Source organism: Enterobacter sp. SGAir0187 (assembly GCF_002952735.2).
In the GTDB taxonomy this organism is placed as follows: Bacteria; Pseudomonadota; Gammaproteobacteria; order Enterobacterales; family Enterobacteriaceae; genus Enterobacter; species Enterobacter quasiroggenkampii.
On the sequence record NZ_CP025034.2, the window covers coordinates 1,969,930 to 1,984,855 of the forward strand.

The window sequence follows — 14,926 nt, forward strand, 5'->3', positions numbered from 1 at the left end:
TTGTTCTATTTCACAATATTATCATTGACAGCTTCTGGCACAAGGTGGGCAGAACATAAGCGCTTGTTGTCAACTATCAGCGCAGAACAGATCACAAGCTTGAAAACCTACAATACAGCGGATTCAGATTGATGAAGCATGTAGAAAAATTAACCGATTGATGGTTGATTTTCTGGTTTGAGCAGTAAGAGACGTTACAATCACTAAAAGCAAAAATGGCTATTCTGTTGATTAAATTCATGAAAATAATTACTGTAACGGGGTAAAATGTAACCACTGAAATTTCTTAGGTTCCATTTTTGGGAACAAGTTGACACAGCAAACAGAGAACACTATGATGTTCCCATATTAGGAACAAACTATGAGATTGTGCGGAAGAAATCATCTGGATGAGTTAAAGAAAACCACACCAGATTGTATTGTTTGGATCAATGCATGGGCAGCAGAGATAGATTCGGTGGTTTGGAAATCAGTCCATGACGTTATGAACCAGTTTCCAAACGCCTCCAGTATTGATGGACGCTCTTTCATATTCAAAGTTGATGGTAGCAACATCGCTGTTGAAACCATCATTGATTTCAACATGTTACTGGTGCTTATTACCTCAATAAAGGTAATGTAATGGATATCAAAGTTATAAAAACAGAGCAACAGCATCAGGAGTATTTAAAGAAGATTCACTCTTTAATGCTGGAAATGCCCCCCATTCATTCTAAGGCGCATGAAGACCTAGAATTGCTAATAACTATTGTGGAAGCATATGAGAACTCTAAGTATCCAATCGAACCTCCTGACCCCATTGATGCCATTCTTTTCAGAATGCATGAGAAAGGTCTAAAGCAGGTTGATCTTGTACCCTATCTGGGAACAAGAAGCAGGGTTTCAGAAATCCTTGCCCGTAAAAGACCTTTGACGGTGTCAATGATCAAAGCGCTTTCTATTGGACTGGGCATTTCCACAGATACGTTAGTTGGGATAAATGCTGGTAATGAGCATTCTTCTGAAGATCACATTGACTGGTCTAAATTTCCAGTTAAGGAAATGATAAACAGAGGTTGGCTTCCAGATGTAGTTGATAGAACTAAGAAAAATACCGAAGAAATTATAAAGAACTTTATTGATCAAGTGGGTTGGCAGGCAAGTAGCAGCGTTTCATTCAAACGGACGCTTTCTGGTGATGCTTATTCACCTGCTACAAAATATGCGCTGTTTGCATGGGTCAGCAGAGTGGTCCAACAGGCACGTAAACGCAAGAACTCCTTAGGTATCTTCAATCCAGATGTCTTATCAGCCAGCTTTTTGCGTGATCTTGCCCAATTAAGTTGGTTCGAAAAAGGCCCTTTATTAGCAATTGAGTTCCTTGAAAAACATGGCATTGCGATAGTGATTGAGCCATGTCTAAAGGGAACTAGGATTGATGGAGCTGCGCTAAAAGACGTTGACGGGTTGCCGATCATTGGTTTGAGCTTACGATATGATCGGTTAGATAACTTTTGGTTTACTTTGTTGCATGAAGTTGCCCACATATGGAAACACATTGATTCTAATGAGATTTTCTTGGATGACATCGACTCTAATACAGATGATAGACAGGAGTCAGAAGCAAATCGGCTTGCCAGGGAAGCATTTATACCTAGGTCAACATGGAAGCGAAGCCAGGCTTATTCATCCCCATCTAAAGAGGCAATTGATAGCCTCTCAAGAGAGCTAAAAATTACGCCTGCGATTATTGCAGGTCGGATAAGGCGTGAAAGCGGAAATTATAGAATTTTCAATGAATTGATTGGTCAAGGTGAAGTAAAAGCACTATTGGTTCCGGCCTTCGATAACTAAACGCAGGAGAGTTATTATGTACCCTACATATGTACCTATTCTCAAAGCAAAAAAAGGTGAATTCACCGCTTTAAAAAAACTGAAGGCTGCTTACTCCGAAAAAATAGCACCATTTTTCGAGATTCCTATTTTAGTAAGAAAACAAAAAGAACCAAAGTGGCTCGTGGAATCGACACAGCCTTTAACGGATCATCTGAAAAGAACGGCAAAAAAACTCGTTTCCTCCTGTCAATCTAATGCCTTTTTCTTTGACATCACGCAATGGAAAGCTGACAGTTATATTGAAAGTGGTGAGCATGTACTAAGCTATCTTCACAAAGAATTATCCAAAAGCGGCGCGATTATTCATCCTGTGGTGGGATTCGATAGATGGGATATTTTAGATTACCAAATAGCATTGAAAAACTTAAACATCCCTGACGGGACTAACTATTGCATTAGAATTGATTCATCTTCTATTATCGATGATTCTTACGATGTCGATTATTTCACTGGTACCCTTGAAAAAATCATGGAGGATCTTGGGTTATCAAGTAAAGAAGTTATGATAATGCTTGATTTTGATGACATTACAAATAAATCAATTGAGTCATTAAATGATCATGTTAAGCATGTGTTAAATATATTTTCCGATTATGAATTTTCGTGCATTATTATTTCAGGCGGTTCCCTCCCCGCATTCATAAATAAAGCAGTTAAAGATGAAAATTCAACAGATTATGTAACAAGACGCGAGATTCACGTCTGGAAATCTTTCGTTGATGATTCAACGTCACCACTTATTTTTTCTGATTATGGTATCAGAAACCCTAAAGCGAAAGATGATGTTATAGCCCCTAATGCAAATGGTAAAATCCGATACACCATTGACGATAAATACTTTGTCGTTCGTGGTTACGCAAAAAACAAAGACGAAGAATACAAGCAACTTCATGGATTATCTGAAATATTAGTAAAATCCCCACATTATTTAGGCCCAGAGTTTAGTTGGGGTGATGAATGTATTCTGGCATGTAGTAAAAAAGAGATATTGGGTGGTAACACTGAATGGGTCAGTCATGACACAAACCACCATATAAGTTATGTGGTTGAAGAAATCACTGAGTTCAATAGAGATAGAGCAGCAAAAAAAACAGCAATCATATAACAAAAAAATCACGCCCATTAATTTGGGCGTGATTCTATATTGGTTTTAAATGCCTCAACAACGATGGTGTACATATCAATCGCCACTATAATCGACCTCTTTATGATTAGCTGAACTCAGCTAAATGTCCTCGCCTCTGCTACCATTTTCAACTCCACATCTTCGGCCTTCTTGGACTGACCCCGCCCCGGTAGACGATCCTACCCTACAGGGCATATGCCGACAGCAACTATGTGAAAGTGCATCTTTGTACGCCTTGCCATCTTGCAGCGTTCAACCGTAGCTTTGGACACGCGGATGCTATGCCACTCAAGCTGGACCATGCTCATGCACATAAGGGAAAGTGGTAACGATAATATTGCCAGGGATTTGTTAAGCATCCTGTTTAACATTCTGCTTTTCAAACTCTGCCGGGAAAGGACCACTTATATGCAGCATGTTCACGCAATATCTATTGTTATCTATCACCAATAAACTTGATTTTATTACATTTGGAGATGAGTAAATTTAGATGAATATGGACACAAAAAAAGCCGCCCTTAAGCGACTTTGATTTGCATCTTTTGGTGCCGAAGGCCGGACTCGAACATCGCAACTATCCTTATGATCTTTAGTAATTAAAGCAATCTACATTGTCGATGATACCATCATTGATACCATCAGACCCGATTGATGATAATCGAACAGTAATAAAATATGACTAAACAATTTATGCTTCAACATAAGATTGAATGCTTTGATCTACCATTTTAATGCAGTGGAAAAATTTTTAACACAATACTTAAGAAAAATAATTTCATATAAAAACTACATTTCATTTCATATAGTTAACACACCAAAAACAACTGTATATAAACCCAGTAAAAAATGGTAGAATCACTATTGTGTTCAATTGTTGAACATTTATAATACATTTGTCGGATAGGAGGGTGTTTATGCAAAGGAACACATACAACAAAGTAGGTCTATACATCCTATCTTTAGCTATGCTTTTTGTTTTTATTATTATCCTGACTGCCAAAATCCCCTTTTGCTTCACTTCGGATTGTAGCTTCATAGGTTTGAAGAAACTTGTATTAAAAAATATTGTTCCTATTGTTTGCTTTGTATTTTTGCTATTTAGTATTTATTTTTATAATAGATTAAAAAACATAACAAAATACAATGGACAAGATAGCGTTAAAATAACATCATGTCAAAGCGAAAGCTATGAAAGTTTAACATTCTTAGCAACATACATTGTACCTTTTATGGGGTTTAGTTTTGAAGACATGCAAAAGAATATAGCATATCTTTTGCTTGTAGTAGTAATAGGCATTATTTTTATTAAAACAGACAAGTATTATGCGAATCCAACTTTAGCTCTGTTTGGCTTTAAACTATACAGGGTAAATATACTACACCCAGGAAGTGGAGAAACAAAAAATCTGATAGCTATTTCAAATGATGTATTAAAAGTGGACGATAATGTTTATTATAGTTTCTTTGATGAATTTGTTTTTATAGCAAGGAAAAAAATATGACTACTCAGCAGTTAAAAGAAAAAATTTCAAAAATAATTGATAACTTTAGCGGAATCAGGGTTGTATTTACTACTACTGCTAATGAACTAAAGCTTTCCAGAATTGAAGGGAGTGCATTAAATAGCATAGCTGAAGGGTTTATTAACAAAATCAAAGAAGACATTATAAATAATGAAGATCTCACCTCACCATTGCTGTCCAATTTTGATGATAGAAAAAATGCCTTGTTTAAATTTGATTACGAACAATATCCTGAAGAATTTAACAAAATCACTCAGGCCATCGCTATCCCTCCTAACTCACAAGATTATTATAACCCTTTAAATAAATTCACAGATGTGAAAGGAATTATAATTTTAATAAGTGGAGATAACAAATGCCTGGCTCTTTATAAAAACAAAACTAACCTTGCAGTATTGAGAAATAGCAGAAAAATGTTTAATTTAGTCCCTGACCCTGATGGATACTTGAAACAACTCCCTAATGAGATATTACGGTTAGATTTCAATTATGATCTATTTTCAATTGGTGAGGATTTTTACATTAAAAATCACAAGACTCTTGAAACTCAAATGAAATTTCATCAAGTGATTGAAGCCCAAGCAGTTATTGCTTTAAATTCTTTACGGGATTCACTACTAATTGAAGACATATCAGGTTTAGAAAAGAGTTCGAGAGAAATTTCATTCGCTAGAAAGTTGGCAAAAATCTCCAAACATTCTCCTGTTTTGGGGAAAATAGATACTAAAACAATTATTGATTATGTATCCCAACATAAATATTTATCTGCAATACTTCAGATTAATGAAGCGGGAGATAAGTTATTAATTAAAACCAAGACATCACAGAAGCATTTCATTAAACTCATGAGCGATGATTATTTACAATCAGATCTAACCAAAATAATATACATGAGCATAGCAAAAGACAGATTAGATGAATAGAATTTTAAGTAGAAGTGACAAATATTATAAACCATTCTTGAAATATATTTGTCACTATTACTAATCATTCGCGTGCTTGATTATTTATGCTGGATGTTCTAATTGTTGCCGAATGCCAATACCCACCACTATATGTTCTTGCTATAGTAATAAATCCAGTACAGGTAATTACTGTCATTAAAATCAGGAAAACATAATAGAAATTAAGCGGAGCTTTCAAATCAAAAGGAGGTAACGAATACACCAGCAACCCTATCCATACAATAGTTATAAATAAACTAATAATTTGGTTTATCTTAGATACTGATATTGGAGATGGACCAGTAAGTAAATGAACCGAAACCTCTTTTATTCCTTTCGGTTTTGCACGAGATAACACCACTTTATATAGTGGACCATTAATATTATCTTCTAACATATCGACATGTTTTTCCCAGTTTTCCTGCCAATATTTACTACCACGGTTAACACAGAGCCAACCGAATGAAAATACAATACCCAGTGAACATAGTAACACGGATAAATCAGTCTTAGCTGTAGAAGAGGAAGTCTGTATAGCAACAAAACCAGCTAAAGTTGCCGCTATAAAGGTCCAGAAATAAGTTGCTCGTTTCCAGTAATGATCTATCTCATATTTCCGAATATCCAAAGCTTGTTGCAATGCATTATTGTTAATTCTGGATTCAGTTATAAATCGACCTTGATATTCTTCATCGCTGAATTCACGTATAGGCATAATTGTCTCCGATGAATAATAGGCAGATACTTCTGCCTATCTTACTCATTTAATCAATCTGAATATTATCTTCAATGGTTTCTGATAAATTCCTAACAATCATGTTTTTAAAAGAGAAAATTCTTTCATATTTTTCAGAAATTTCGACCTGTTTTTGATAATCGTATTCACCATTAACATCAATAGGTAACTCAATAATTACATTCTCTTTGAGGTTAGTTAGCGATGCCCGAAAAGTTCTATCGAATCCATATTGATCCTTCGTCGATTTCAAAAAATAATAAACATATTTTGGGAAAATTTTATTGTTAATTATTTGCAATCGGCCACAGTGATCTGTGATTTCAAAAACTTTATTTTCAGGGATATAAGCCCAGTCAAAAACACCATCTATACCCCAAATAAGTGATGGCATTTTAAAATTATCTAATTTGGTCTCTTTGACGTAACCAAAAGGTTTATTAACATTAGCACTATATACCTCAATGCCTTGGGTTAATTGGTCTTTTTTTAATAATCTATCACCGATGGAAGATAAAAATGAGTTGCTGTAGGATAAAGAAACTTCTATCGTATTACAGCCACTCATGAATTCTTTTAATGACACAGAGCACTCATCAAGTTCATTGATAAAGAATTCAGCATTTTGTATAAAATCAGTAATCCGATTATATTTTTCCGCGACTTTCTTTTGCTCCAGAAGGTTATACCCACCAGTAGAATCCAAAGGAATATTCAATGTGACAAGAGAAACATTAGCTGGAATAGCCTTATAGGAAAAATCAAAACCATAATCTTCCTTCATATTCCGAATGCTAAACAACACATAACCAATATCGATAGTGGAATCTTTAATTTTAATTACGGTTCTATCATTACTAATATAAAAACTGCTTTTGTGTATTACAAAATTGCGTCCAGCACTACCATCGCCATTCGAAGCAAAAGAGAATATTTGATCGCTTTCATTTACTAAAATTAGTTTATCATTCTCAACCTCAACATGAGCTACTGGTGATTCAGCGGCCGTATATACAGGATAACCAACTGAACTATCCTTAGTATCAAATTTAGTATAAACCTCTTTAGTCCAGCCGGTTTTAAGGGAAACGAACTCAAAAATTTTATTGTCACCAAGACTAATAATTTTTGAATTATTCATCGTTAACCTCATCTACAGTTGCAATGAATTCATTAATTAATTGTGAAATTGATGTGATTTTATCAATTAACTCCGCCTGAGTGATCTCATTTGCCTCTGAAGTTACCCCCAAAGCTACTCGTTCATCCTTAGACCACCATCTTTCGATCATCCAATTAGTTTTTTCACCAAACTCTTCAAATTTTATAACTTTGCATCTCTTATTATCTGTAGTGAAATAATTTGGCGAACCTTTAAATTGATTAAAAAGATTGACAAGTTGATCTAAGTCATTTTCCTCAGTAACCCATCTTTTAGCATCTCTTGTCTCACCAATCTCGCTAACAAGATAAGCGAAAACAGAGCTTCTTTGTTGCTCGTTTATATCAGCTTTTTTTCTTAAACATATGATGTAGGTTTTCTTAGGTGTAGAATAAAACGTCCTAGTTGGTAAGGAAACTACTCCTTCAATGAAACAATGAGTTTTTAAATATTCAAGCATAGATTCTTGATTTAATAACCCATCAGGAACCACAACTATAGCCTGCCCTTCAGGTTTAAGATTTCGGACGATCCATTCCATAGCAAGAGCTTCAGTACCACGACCATTAGAAGTGTAATAAGTAGCTAAACCTTCTTCATCGATAGAACGTTTTAAACTGCTGGAACCACTCGTAACATATGGTGGGTTTGTTAAGATGAGATCATAAGGTTCATCGTTAACTTTACCAAATGTACCTAAATTTGATCTTAATAAATGGAAAACTTTGTTGAAAGCACCTTCCGAAAAAGCTTTAAGATAATCCGGAGTATGATATTTCACTAATAAATCGGAAAAATAAATAAGCATATTAGCTTTAGCTAATATAATTGTTCTTTCGTCTTCCTTTTCGTCACTTCCTTTATCATAACCAACAATATCAATTGCAGGATCAATCGAACCATTCTTAGGTTCAAATTCTTTCCAAATATTTTTGTTTTCTGCAATTAGTTCGAGCAAAAATCCACCAACTCCACAGAATGGATCACAGACTCTCGCTCCTTTTTTAAGTTTAGAAGAATCAGACATAGAAACGATGGCTCGAACAACATTTCGAGGTGTAAAATATTGCCCAAGAGATCTTACTCCTGCATTCTGTCTTAAAAAAGATTCATATAAACGTGTTTTAAACTCCCGGCGAATATATTTGAAAGAACCAAATTTACTATCATAATCTTGTAGGTCTTTTAATACCTCACCGAACAAACTCGATTGAGCAGTATTAGGTTCACCTTTTTCATTAACAAAAATGGTGCCGTTTATGACCGTAGTGCCGTCAGCCCCTTTTGGAAAGAGATCTCTAATTTCTTTACGGCAAGTATTTGCATAATGTTTAAGAGCTTCTGAAGAAGATTCGGTTTGCAAAAGATTATAAACAGAAGTAAAATTAAGATGTTTCTTTAATACACCAACATCGCTTAAGAACTTAAATACAAAAAGTTCAACAACATTATATAAACATCTTTCTGGTTCCTTACCTGTATTAATCCAAATTTTTTGCCATAATGTTTTAGCCAGTTGTGATGGATCTAATACTTCTGGCAAAGTAATAGTATTGTTATTCTCAGTCAGCGAATAGTCGATTTTATCTATTAACTTTTCAAATTCTAGTTGTTGCTCATTTGTAAGAGAACCATCCTCAATATATTTGACGTCAAAGAGCTTTTTTAATTCATGTCCGTTTTCATCATGAATTCGCTCACCATTCAAGGCATTGATCCATATAGTCTTACTGCCACAAGTGACAATAAGTAACTTACACAAGCTTTTGGCTACCTCAATCTCTTGATTAATCGCCTTTTCAATCAACGCGTTTGTTCTAAGTTCAGAAGGCTGTTTATATTCGATGACTGCTTTTACATCACCGCCAGCGAGTACTACCAGACCATCTGGCTTCTTAGTAGCAATATCAGCATTAACTTTCGTTTTTATTACTTTATTCTTTTTAAGCTGAGATAGGGTAGAACTACCTACTCGATAGTACAGATATCGACCTAAGGATTTTGGGGATAGCTGAATTAGCTCTTCACTCATATCAAAACTCTATATCGTAAGTTATCAGACAGAAAAATTTTCACCATGTTACCACAATAAAGCTCAAAACCCCATCTTTTATTCAAAAAAAAAGCATTACATATCAATCCATTAACATAAATATTGCATCTCGATGAAAAGTGATATCAACTGTACCACCATAAGTGATAACGATGAGTTAGATATACAATCTATTTTCATTGGTAGCATCAGTAATCAACACCAATCTGACACAACCAAATTTTTTGATATCTAAGGAATGTTAACTATGAGCGATGAGATTCAACACTCTGATAAAACTAAAGAAAAAGCTCTTAAGTTTCTTAAAGAAAGAGGGTCCCATAGAACGACTCTTTTTGTATAGTCACAATGCAGCACAAACTCTGAAAATATTGAGATTGCTTTTGATTAATATTAATTTAATATGAAATTTAAGTTTTCACTCTGTTTAATATATTTATTTGCGAGGTTAATTTAATGAAAACAAATGATGTTAATAAAGAAAAATGCAAATCAAACAATGAAAACATTCCCCGCAATGTTGGAATTGCTCAGTTGAAAGGGGAAATAGAAGGTATTGAACTGAAATGCGATATTGAATTAACATTTAAAGATGCTGTTAAAAACAAATCTGACATATCAAAGCTGCCCAGAAAAATAACCCAATGGCAAATGTGCTTTTATTTTTACTTGCCATTTCTAGCTCTTCTGATAGCAATAATATTTGATTTGATTTTTGACTCTAACTTTCATTTAATTCTTTTTCTAATACCTATCATTTTTGGTATAATACTTAATACTATGGTTGTTAAAAGCGGCACAGTTGACTTAGACTATTTTAAAAAATTTGTAGACACAATTACTTTCGCTTCATCTGGATTGACAGCATGTATACTTATATTTAAAACTATTGATTCTGAGAATCCTTATATAGGGAAAATATATGCCCTACATGATGGAAATTTGATTTCTCAATTTTTCTTTGCTGTTATCTTTACTCTTGTATATTCAATAATTACCACATTCGCTATATCTGCCGTTCTTAAGTTCCTAATTTCTTTACGTGATTTAAAAAACTATAAAGACAAATAGCTTACGAAAAAGGCAGGTTTTATCTGCCTTTTATTTCAAAAATTTTAAAGGAAGAGAATGTTGGTAAAAAAATCATTGTGAAAGCTAACCATCCACCAAATGCACATCCACTTAAACTGGTTAATATTAATAATGCTTCTTGCCATTCGCTATGTTTAAAATACACATAAAGAAAGGACATGGCACTAATCAATACCAGTACAGAGAATATTAAATAATTCATCATTTGGAAATTTATTTTTTTCATTTTTTATTACCTCCTGTTTAGTTTATTATCCTTTATCATTAAAAAACAAGAATGTCAAATAACTATGTAGCGGCATTAAGCAAGAGCTAATTTATAGAAGCGGTTGCACCGTTCTATAAAGCCCTTGCTTTTCTTGCTTCCTTTCAGTCAGACAATAAAAGAACACCTACACAATCAAGATTGCTGATTGACAAACTACTAATTAATTGTATAAATGATATATGAAGCATACGGATTATGCTTATCAATCAGTAACATATAAAATGGAGTTTATATGAAAGAGAGTATTTATACAGATAATTTAGATCTATCCAAAACTTCCCGCCGTGGTGGTTTTAATAAAATTAAAATTCCTTCAGAAGCAGTAAGAAGTTATTGTGTCAGTGTCCGATTGAATGTTGAAGAACTGCAACTCCTGAATATAAAGCGAGGCTCTTATAAAAAAGGAGAGTGGCTTCGTATGGCTTCCCTTCAAAAGTTGCCTCCTGTTATACCAACGATTAATACCAAAGCCTGGAAAGCTTTAACTGATATATCGCAAAAGTTAAATCGAATTGCGATCCATATCGATGGTAAGAGCAAAGATAGCCAGCTTACTCATACAGAGCTTTTCGCTGTGAAGCGACAACTTGAAGAGCTTCGTCACAACTTGTTAAGAACAGATTTTTGGAGTATCCCACGTGAAGGGTATGCGGAAGATCAAGAGGGGTAAAAGCTTCGCAGGTGTTGTTCAATATGCATTGAAGCCGGGAGCACATCATAAAAGCGATCCAGTCGTCATTGGCGGGAACATGTTAGGTGATTCAGCCTCTAAACTGATCACTGAATTTGATGACACTAAACAGCTTCGGCCCGATGTTCAGAAACCAGTTTGGCACAACTCGCTACGATTGCCTGACGGAGAAACATTATCAAATGACCAATGGGTAAACATAGCAGATGACTACATGAAGAGGATGGGGTTCAGTGATACACACCTTCGTTGCTATGTGCTTCATGACGATCCGGCTGGTCAGCACATACACATTATCGCCAGCAGAATCGACATAGCCGGTGGGAAGCTCTACTTGGGTAGGAACGAAAACCTTATAAGCACACGGATCATTAGTGAACTCGAAATCGCTCACGGTCTGACAGTGACCAAGACAGCACCATCCCTCCCAAATCAACAACCGAAGCGGAAAAGAATCTCTCGCAACGAACAGATGCTTTCAGAACGGACTGGCCTTCCCTCCTCAAAAAAAGCTCTCCAGCAGATACTCGATAAAAGTTTGGCAGATACACCTGACCTTTTAACTTTTATCAAGAGGCTGGAAGAAGCAGAAGTCGGCTGGACGGCGAATGTCGCTTCTACCGGGAAAATGAACGGCTTCTCATTTTCTTACCGCGATATTGCTTTCAAAGCTTCGCAGTTAGGCAAGGGTTACTCTTGGGCAAATCTTCAAAAGCAACTTAGCTACAACCCTGACCACTTAGAAGCGATACGAACCAACACACCAACAAAAGACCACCCTGCTGCTCCTGCTCCTGCTCCTGCTCCTGCTCCTGCTCCTGCTCCTGCTCCTGCTCCTGCTCCTGCTCCTGCTCCTGCTCCTGCTCCTGCTCCTGCTCCTGCTCCTGCTCCTGCTCCTGCTCCTGCTCCTGCTCCTGCTCCTGCTCCTGCTCCTGCAACAGTTTTGAAAACCGCTGAGAGAAAGGAAAGTATCGGTAAAAAAATTGCAGAACTGGAACTACGGCTCAGAGAAGACAAACGGAACGAAATCGTAGAAAAGATTCTTCAAAAGAATGCAGTCAAACAGCAAAAGCATCTCAGGCTCACCGGCTGGATTCCCTTTTTACAACGGCTCATAGAGCTTCTCAGAAAATATGGAAGGAGCATCCTCCACAAGGTTCCTACAAACTTCTCAGAAGTCTATTCAACACATCATCTGAAACCCGCAAGAAAAATTCGTTTATAGACAGCTAGTTGTAAACATCTTTCGTAACCACACTCTATTCCCTAGTAATAAATTTGTGTTTAGTCAAAAAAATTTTGATCGTTATTACAGATCGATAAAACATTTATGATAGATACAACCTATCAAGTAACAACCATCGATCGGTACAAGCAATTTTACTAAAGCGAGCCGGTCATCGAGAATCTCTGTAAACGCACCATTTAATCTTCCACCCTGGGGTTGATATGAAAGACGAAACAATAAATTGCCCGTTCTGCTTTACACAAAGTCCTCATGGTGTGCGGATTTGCAAAGGGTGTCATGCAAAGGTTGCTTACGGTGAAAGCCCGCTCAGTGTGGCATTCCTGTTTCAATTCGTGGCATTTGGTCTCGCGTGGTTAGCATTTTCGTGGACCGACAGCACTCTTGTATCAGTCATTACGTTTTTCGTAAGCATCATTATTCTTATCTATAAAATCAAAAGAATGTATGCAGACAGAGTTGTTTTTATACGGTGAAATTAATTTCACACTATCGCAAACATAAAATGAGAAAGTAAATGAACCGATTTATAACGTCCTCTTTTTTTATTATTGTCTTCCTGCTTTCTGGCTGTTCAACATCAGGGAACCAGAACCTTAAAAACGAAACACCACAAAGCCTCCAGTCAAAGATCATTAAAAACAAAACAACTAAGACAGAATTACTCTCTAAGTTAGGTGAGCCTGATACAAGAACCACACTCGATGACGGAAATGAGCAGTGGAAATATTTCATGTCTAACAATCAGTTCAGTGCAACGACTTTCATTCCAGTTGTGGGGCTGTTTACTGGCGGTTCTCAGACTCAGTCTAAAACTCTTGAGATCGACTTCAAGGGAGAGACCGTAAGTAAATGGACTTTCTCCTCTGATAACAACAACACCAAGACTGGTATTCTTAATTAATTATTTCTGGATAAGAAAATGAAAATATACTCAATCCTCACAGTTTTCCTTACCACACTTCTTTTAACCGCATGTAACAGTGAGCCATCCCAAGACGATATATACAATGCTTTCAAAAGTGTCGTAGATAGATCAAATGCAAGTATGAAAGCTCTGAACTCAAGTATTCCCGAAAAAGACCTTTTGAAAATTGATTATGTAAGAAAAGTTAGTTGCACAGAAGAAGCAAATAATGTTTATAACTGCATTGTCGATGCCTCAATTAGCAATATGAAACAGACAAAGCCTGTTAAGCTTGTGAAAGCTGATGGTATCTGGAAAGAAGTTCAGTAGTAGCCTATATCAAGAAGTCTCTTTTAGCCCCTGCATAGGGGCTATTTATTGCCTATAACCTGACGGTTCTTACGCGAACTTCATGGGTTAACTCTTTCTCAATTACTTTCATTTCGTATTGTGCTCTGACAGTAGCATAGATTTCCTCTGCTTTTTCTTGATTGTTATCTATGTAATTAACAAGCGAGTTTAGTTCCCTAATAACTCCTTCTTTGTTATTTAATCGTTGTAGAAGATTGCTTGTCAGACTTTTGTATACCGAGCTAAACATAGTCATTATGTTATCAATATTACGATTGGATTTGGAATAAATCCTTTTAGGGTAGAAATACTTCAAATGGTATCCCACAAAAATTAAGTAAAGCTGGTATGAGAAATTTTTATCACCTGGCTGGTATCGTTTTGAGATATATTTATCGACGATAATGATAAGTTGCTCTTCCAGAGTAAACTCTGGATAGATAATGTTCTTGTCCATAAAATGCATCCTTGCATTAGTTAAATAGTCTTCCTGACCATATATTTATATTTATCGCATTTATTAAACTTGTCAATAGGTGTAACCTATCAAATATTATTTTTTATTAAATGGCCTATTCAACTGTTCCATAGTAAGACCGTGTCTATAAGCATTATACTGCCAATAGCTAAATTGCTCTTTGTATCTATTGTTCTGTTTTTTCAACATTTCGTTTTCGGCTTTAAGGTTTATTATTTGTTGTGCCGCAATAGTTAAGTTAGCTGGTTTCTTTAGACCAGATTTTTTCAAATTGGACAAACTTTTCTTTATTCTATATGCTTCAACAACTTCATCATGAGCACTTAAAGATTGCCTTGTGATAGTTCTGTTTAGATTCTTATACACTGATTCACATAAATCACTCCATGTGATTTTACCGTCCCAAGTCAGTATAATGTGTTTAATTGCTTTTATTTCACTCCTGTTCAAATGTTTTGCCATAAGTATCTCCTG

Annotated in this window: 17 protein-coding genes; 11 read left to right on the top strand and 6 right to left on the bottom strand. The window is 35.6% G+C overall.

Annotated elements, in window-relative coordinates:
• The first annotated feature begins 361 nt into the window (after positions 1 to 361).
• From CWR52_RS09470 to kwaB, 5 genes are all read left to right on the top strand, one after another.
• Positions 362 to 622 (top strand): type II toxin-antitoxin system HigB family toxin, encoded by a 261-nt coding sequence (locus CWR52_RS09470; RefSeq protein WP_104949503.1) that lies wholly within the window; start codon positions 362 to 364, stop codon positions 620 to 622.
• Positions 622 to 1,833: an ImmA/IrrE family metallo-endopeptidase gene (locus CWR52_RS09475; protein WP_104949504.1), complete on the top strand. Its 1,212-nt coding sequence runs from the start codon at positions 622 to 624 to the stop codon at positions 1,831 to 1,833. The genes CWR52_RS09470 and CWR52_RS09475 overlap by 1 nt, the downstream gene beginning before the upstream one ends.
• A gap of 16 nt (positions 1,834 to 1,849) precedes the next feature.
• The gene (locus CWR52_RS09480; protein WP_104949505.1) at positions 1,850 to 2,980 is read left to right on the top strand and encodes a beta family protein; all 1,131 of its coding nucleotides are present in this window, start codon (positions 1,850 to 1,852) and stop codon (positions 2,978 to 2,980) included.
• A gap of 935 nt (positions 2,981 to 3,915) precedes the next feature.
• A complete protein-coding gene (gene kwaA, locus CWR52_RS09485) occupies positions 3,916 to 4,503 on the top strand; it encodes an anti-phage protein KwaA (RefSeq protein WP_104949506.1) in 588 nt (195 codons plus the stop codon).
• Positions 4,500 to 5,447 carry an anti-phage protein KwaB gene (kwaB, locus tag CWR52_RS09490; RefSeq protein WP_104949507.1) on the top strand — a complete coding sequence of 316 codons (948 nt, stop codon included), beginning with the start codon at positions 4,500 to 4,502 and terminating at the stop codon, positions 5,445 to 5,447. The genes kwaA and kwaB overlap by 4 nt, the downstream gene beginning before the upstream one ends.
• 64 nt (positions 5,448 to 5,511) lie before the next feature.
• Here kwaB and CWR52_RS09495 read toward each other — a convergent pair whose 3' ends face one another.
• The 3 genes from CWR52_RS09495 to CWR52_RS09505 are packed head-to-tail and all read right to left on the bottom strand — an operon-like array spanning position 5,512 to position 9,398.
• A complete protein-coding gene (locus tag CWR52_RS09495) occupies positions 5,512 to 6,183 on the bottom strand; it encodes a hypothetical protein (protein WP_001122580.1) in 672 nt (223 codons plus the stop codon).
• A gap of 49 nt (positions 6,184 to 6,232) precedes the next feature.
• On the bottom strand, positions 6,233 to 7,345 hold the full coding sequence (locus CWR52_RS09500) for a hypothetical protein (RefSeq protein WP_104949508.1): 1,113 nt from the start codon (positions 7,343 to 7,345) through the stop codon (positions 6,233 to 6,235).
• Positions 7,338 to 9,398, bottom strand: coding sequence for an HsdM family class I SAM-dependent methyltransferase (locus tag CWR52_RS09505; protein WP_104949509.1), 2,061 nt, complete (start codon positions 9,396 to 9,398; stop codon positions 7,338 to 7,340). The genes CWR52_RS09500 and CWR52_RS09505 overlap by 8 nt, the downstream gene beginning before the upstream one ends.
• 477 nt (positions 9,399 to 9,875) lie before the next feature.
• Between CWR52_RS09505 and CWR52_RS09510 the strand changes: the two genes are divergently transcribed.
• Positions 9,876 to 10,490: a hypothetical protein gene (locus CWR52_RS09510; RefSeq protein ID WP_000855770.1), complete on the top strand. Its 615-nt coding sequence runs from the start codon at positions 9,876 to 9,878 to the stop codon at positions 10,488 to 10,490.
• Positions 10,491 to 10,509: 19 nt separating this feature from the next.
• On the opposite strand, the gene CWR52_RS09515 is transcribed toward CWR52_RS09510, so the two are convergent.
• Positions 10,510 to 10,737: a hypothetical protein gene (locus CWR52_RS09515; RefSeq protein ID WP_047736981.1), complete on the bottom strand. Its 228-nt coding sequence runs from the start codon at positions 10,735 to 10,737 to the stop codon at positions 10,510 to 10,512.
• A gap of 274 nt (positions 10,738 to 11,011) precedes the next feature.
• On the opposite strand from CWR52_RS09515, the gene CWR52_RS09520 reads away from it, so the two are divergent.
• The 5 genes from CWR52_RS09520 (at position 11,012) to CWR52_RS09540 (ending at position 13,953) form a co-directional block, all read left to right on the top strand.
• Positions 11,012 to 11,449 carry a hypothetical protein gene (locus CWR52_RS09520; protein WP_104949510.1) on the top strand — a complete coding sequence of 146 codons (438 nt, stop codon included), beginning with the start codon at positions 11,012 to 11,014 and terminating at the stop codon, positions 11,447 to 11,449.
• A complete protein-coding gene (locus CWR52_RS09525; protein ID WP_104949511.1) occupies positions 11,418 to 12,695 on the top strand; it encodes a relaxase/mobilization nuclease domain-containing protein in 1,278 nt (425 codons plus the stop codon). The genes CWR52_RS09520 and CWR52_RS09525 overlap by 32 nt, the downstream gene beginning before the upstream one ends.
• 224 nt (positions 12,696 to 12,919) lie before the next feature.
• Positions 12,920 to 13,192, top strand: a complete 273-nt coding sequence (locus CWR52_RS23420; RefSeq protein WP_072040435.1) for a hypothetical protein — start codon at positions 12,920 to 12,922, stop codon at positions 13,190 to 13,192.
• Between the two features lie 41 nt (positions 13,193 to 13,233).
• Positions 13,234 to 13,620, top strand: a complete 387-nt coding sequence (locus tag CWR52_RS09535) for a hypothetical protein (protein WP_022065656.1) — start codon at positions 13,234 to 13,236, stop codon at positions 13,618 to 13,620.
• A gap of 18 nt (positions 13,621 to 13,638) precedes the next feature.
• Positions 13,639 to 13,953 (top strand): hypothetical protein, encoded by a 315-nt coding sequence (locus CWR52_RS09540; RefSeq protein ID WP_040251977.1) that lies wholly within the window; start codon positions 13,639 to 13,641, stop codon positions 13,951 to 13,953.
• A gap of 52 nt (positions 13,954 to 14,005) precedes the next feature.
• On the opposite strand, the gene CWR52_RS09545 is transcribed toward CWR52_RS09540, so the two are convergent.
• Together CWR52_RS09545 and CWR52_RS09550 are read right to left on the bottom strand one after the other, a co-directional pair.
• Complete coding sequence (locus CWR52_RS09545) at positions 14,006 to 14,431, bottom strand: hypothetical protein (RefSeq protein ID WP_022065655.1); 426 nt, start codon at positions 14,429 to 14,431, stop codon at positions 14,006 to 14,008.
• Positions 14,432 to 14,527: 96 nt separating this feature from the next.
• A complete protein-coding gene (locus CWR52_RS09550; RefSeq protein ID WP_001062149.1) occupies positions 14,528 to 14,914 on the bottom strand; it encodes a hypothetical protein in 387 nt (128 codons plus the stop codon).
• Positions 14,915 to 14,926 lie beyond the last annotated feature (12 nt).

Coding starts and splice junctions, on each gene's coding strand:
- CWR52_RS09480 (WP_104949505.1), top strand. CDS start 1,850: ATGTACCCTACATATGTACCTATTCTCAAAGCAAAAAAAGGTGAATTC.
- CWR52_RS09535 (WP_022065656.1), top strand. CDS start 13,234: ATGAACCGATTTATAACGTCCTCTTTTTTTATTATTGTCTTCCTGCTT.
- kwaB (WP_104949507.1), top strand. CDS start 4,500: ATGACTACTCAGCAGTTAAAAGAAAAAATTTCAAAAATAATTGATAAC.
- CWR52_RS09500 (WP_104949508.1), bottom strand. CDS start 7,345: ATGAATAATTCAAAAATTATTAGTCTTGGTGACAATAAAATTTTTGAG.
- kwaA (WP_104949506.1), top strand. CDS start 3,916: ATGCAAAGGAACACATACAACAAAGTAGGTCTATACATCCTATCTTTA.
- CWR52_RS09520 (WP_104949510.1), top strand. CDS start 11,012: ATGAAAGAGAGTATTTATACAGATAATTTAGATCTATCCAAAACTTCC.
- CWR52_RS09550 (WP_001062149.1), bottom strand. CDS start 14,914: ATGGCAAAACATTTGAACAGGAGTGAAATAAAAGCAATTAAACACATT.
- CWR52_RS23420 (WP_072040435.1), top strand. CDS start 12,920: ATGAAAGACGAAACAATAAATTGCCCGTTCTGCTTTACACAAAGTCCT.
- CWR52_RS09505 (WP_104949509.1), bottom strand. CDS start 9,398: ATGAGTGAAGAGCTAATTCAGCTATCCCCAAAATCCTTAGGTCGATAT.
- CWR52_RS09545 (WP_022065655.1), bottom strand. CDS start 14,431: ATGGACAAGAACATTATCTATCCAGAGTTTACTCTGGAAGAGCAACTT.
- CWR52_RS09510 (WP_000855770.1), top strand. CDS start 9,876: ATGAAAACAAATGATGTTAATAAAGAAAAATGCAAATCAAACAATGAA.
- CWR52_RS09540 (WP_040251977.1), top strand. CDS start 13,639: ATGAAAATATACTCAATCCTCACAGTTTTCCTTACCACACTTCTTTTA.
- CWR52_RS09475 (WP_104949504.1), top strand. CDS start 622: ATGGATATCAAAGTTATAAAAACAGAGCAACAGCATCAGGAGTATTTA.
- CWR52_RS09515 (WP_047736981.1), bottom strand. CDS start 10,737: ATGAAAAAAATAAATTTCCAAATGATGAATTATTTAATATTCTCTGTA.
- CWR52_RS09495 (WP_001122580.1), bottom strand. CDS start 6,183: ATGCCTATACGTGAATTCAGCGATGAAGAATATCAAGGTCGATTTATA.
- CWR52_RS09470 (WP_104949503.1), top strand. CDS start 362: ATGAGATTGTGCGGAAGAAATCATCTGGATGAGTTAAAGAAAACCACA.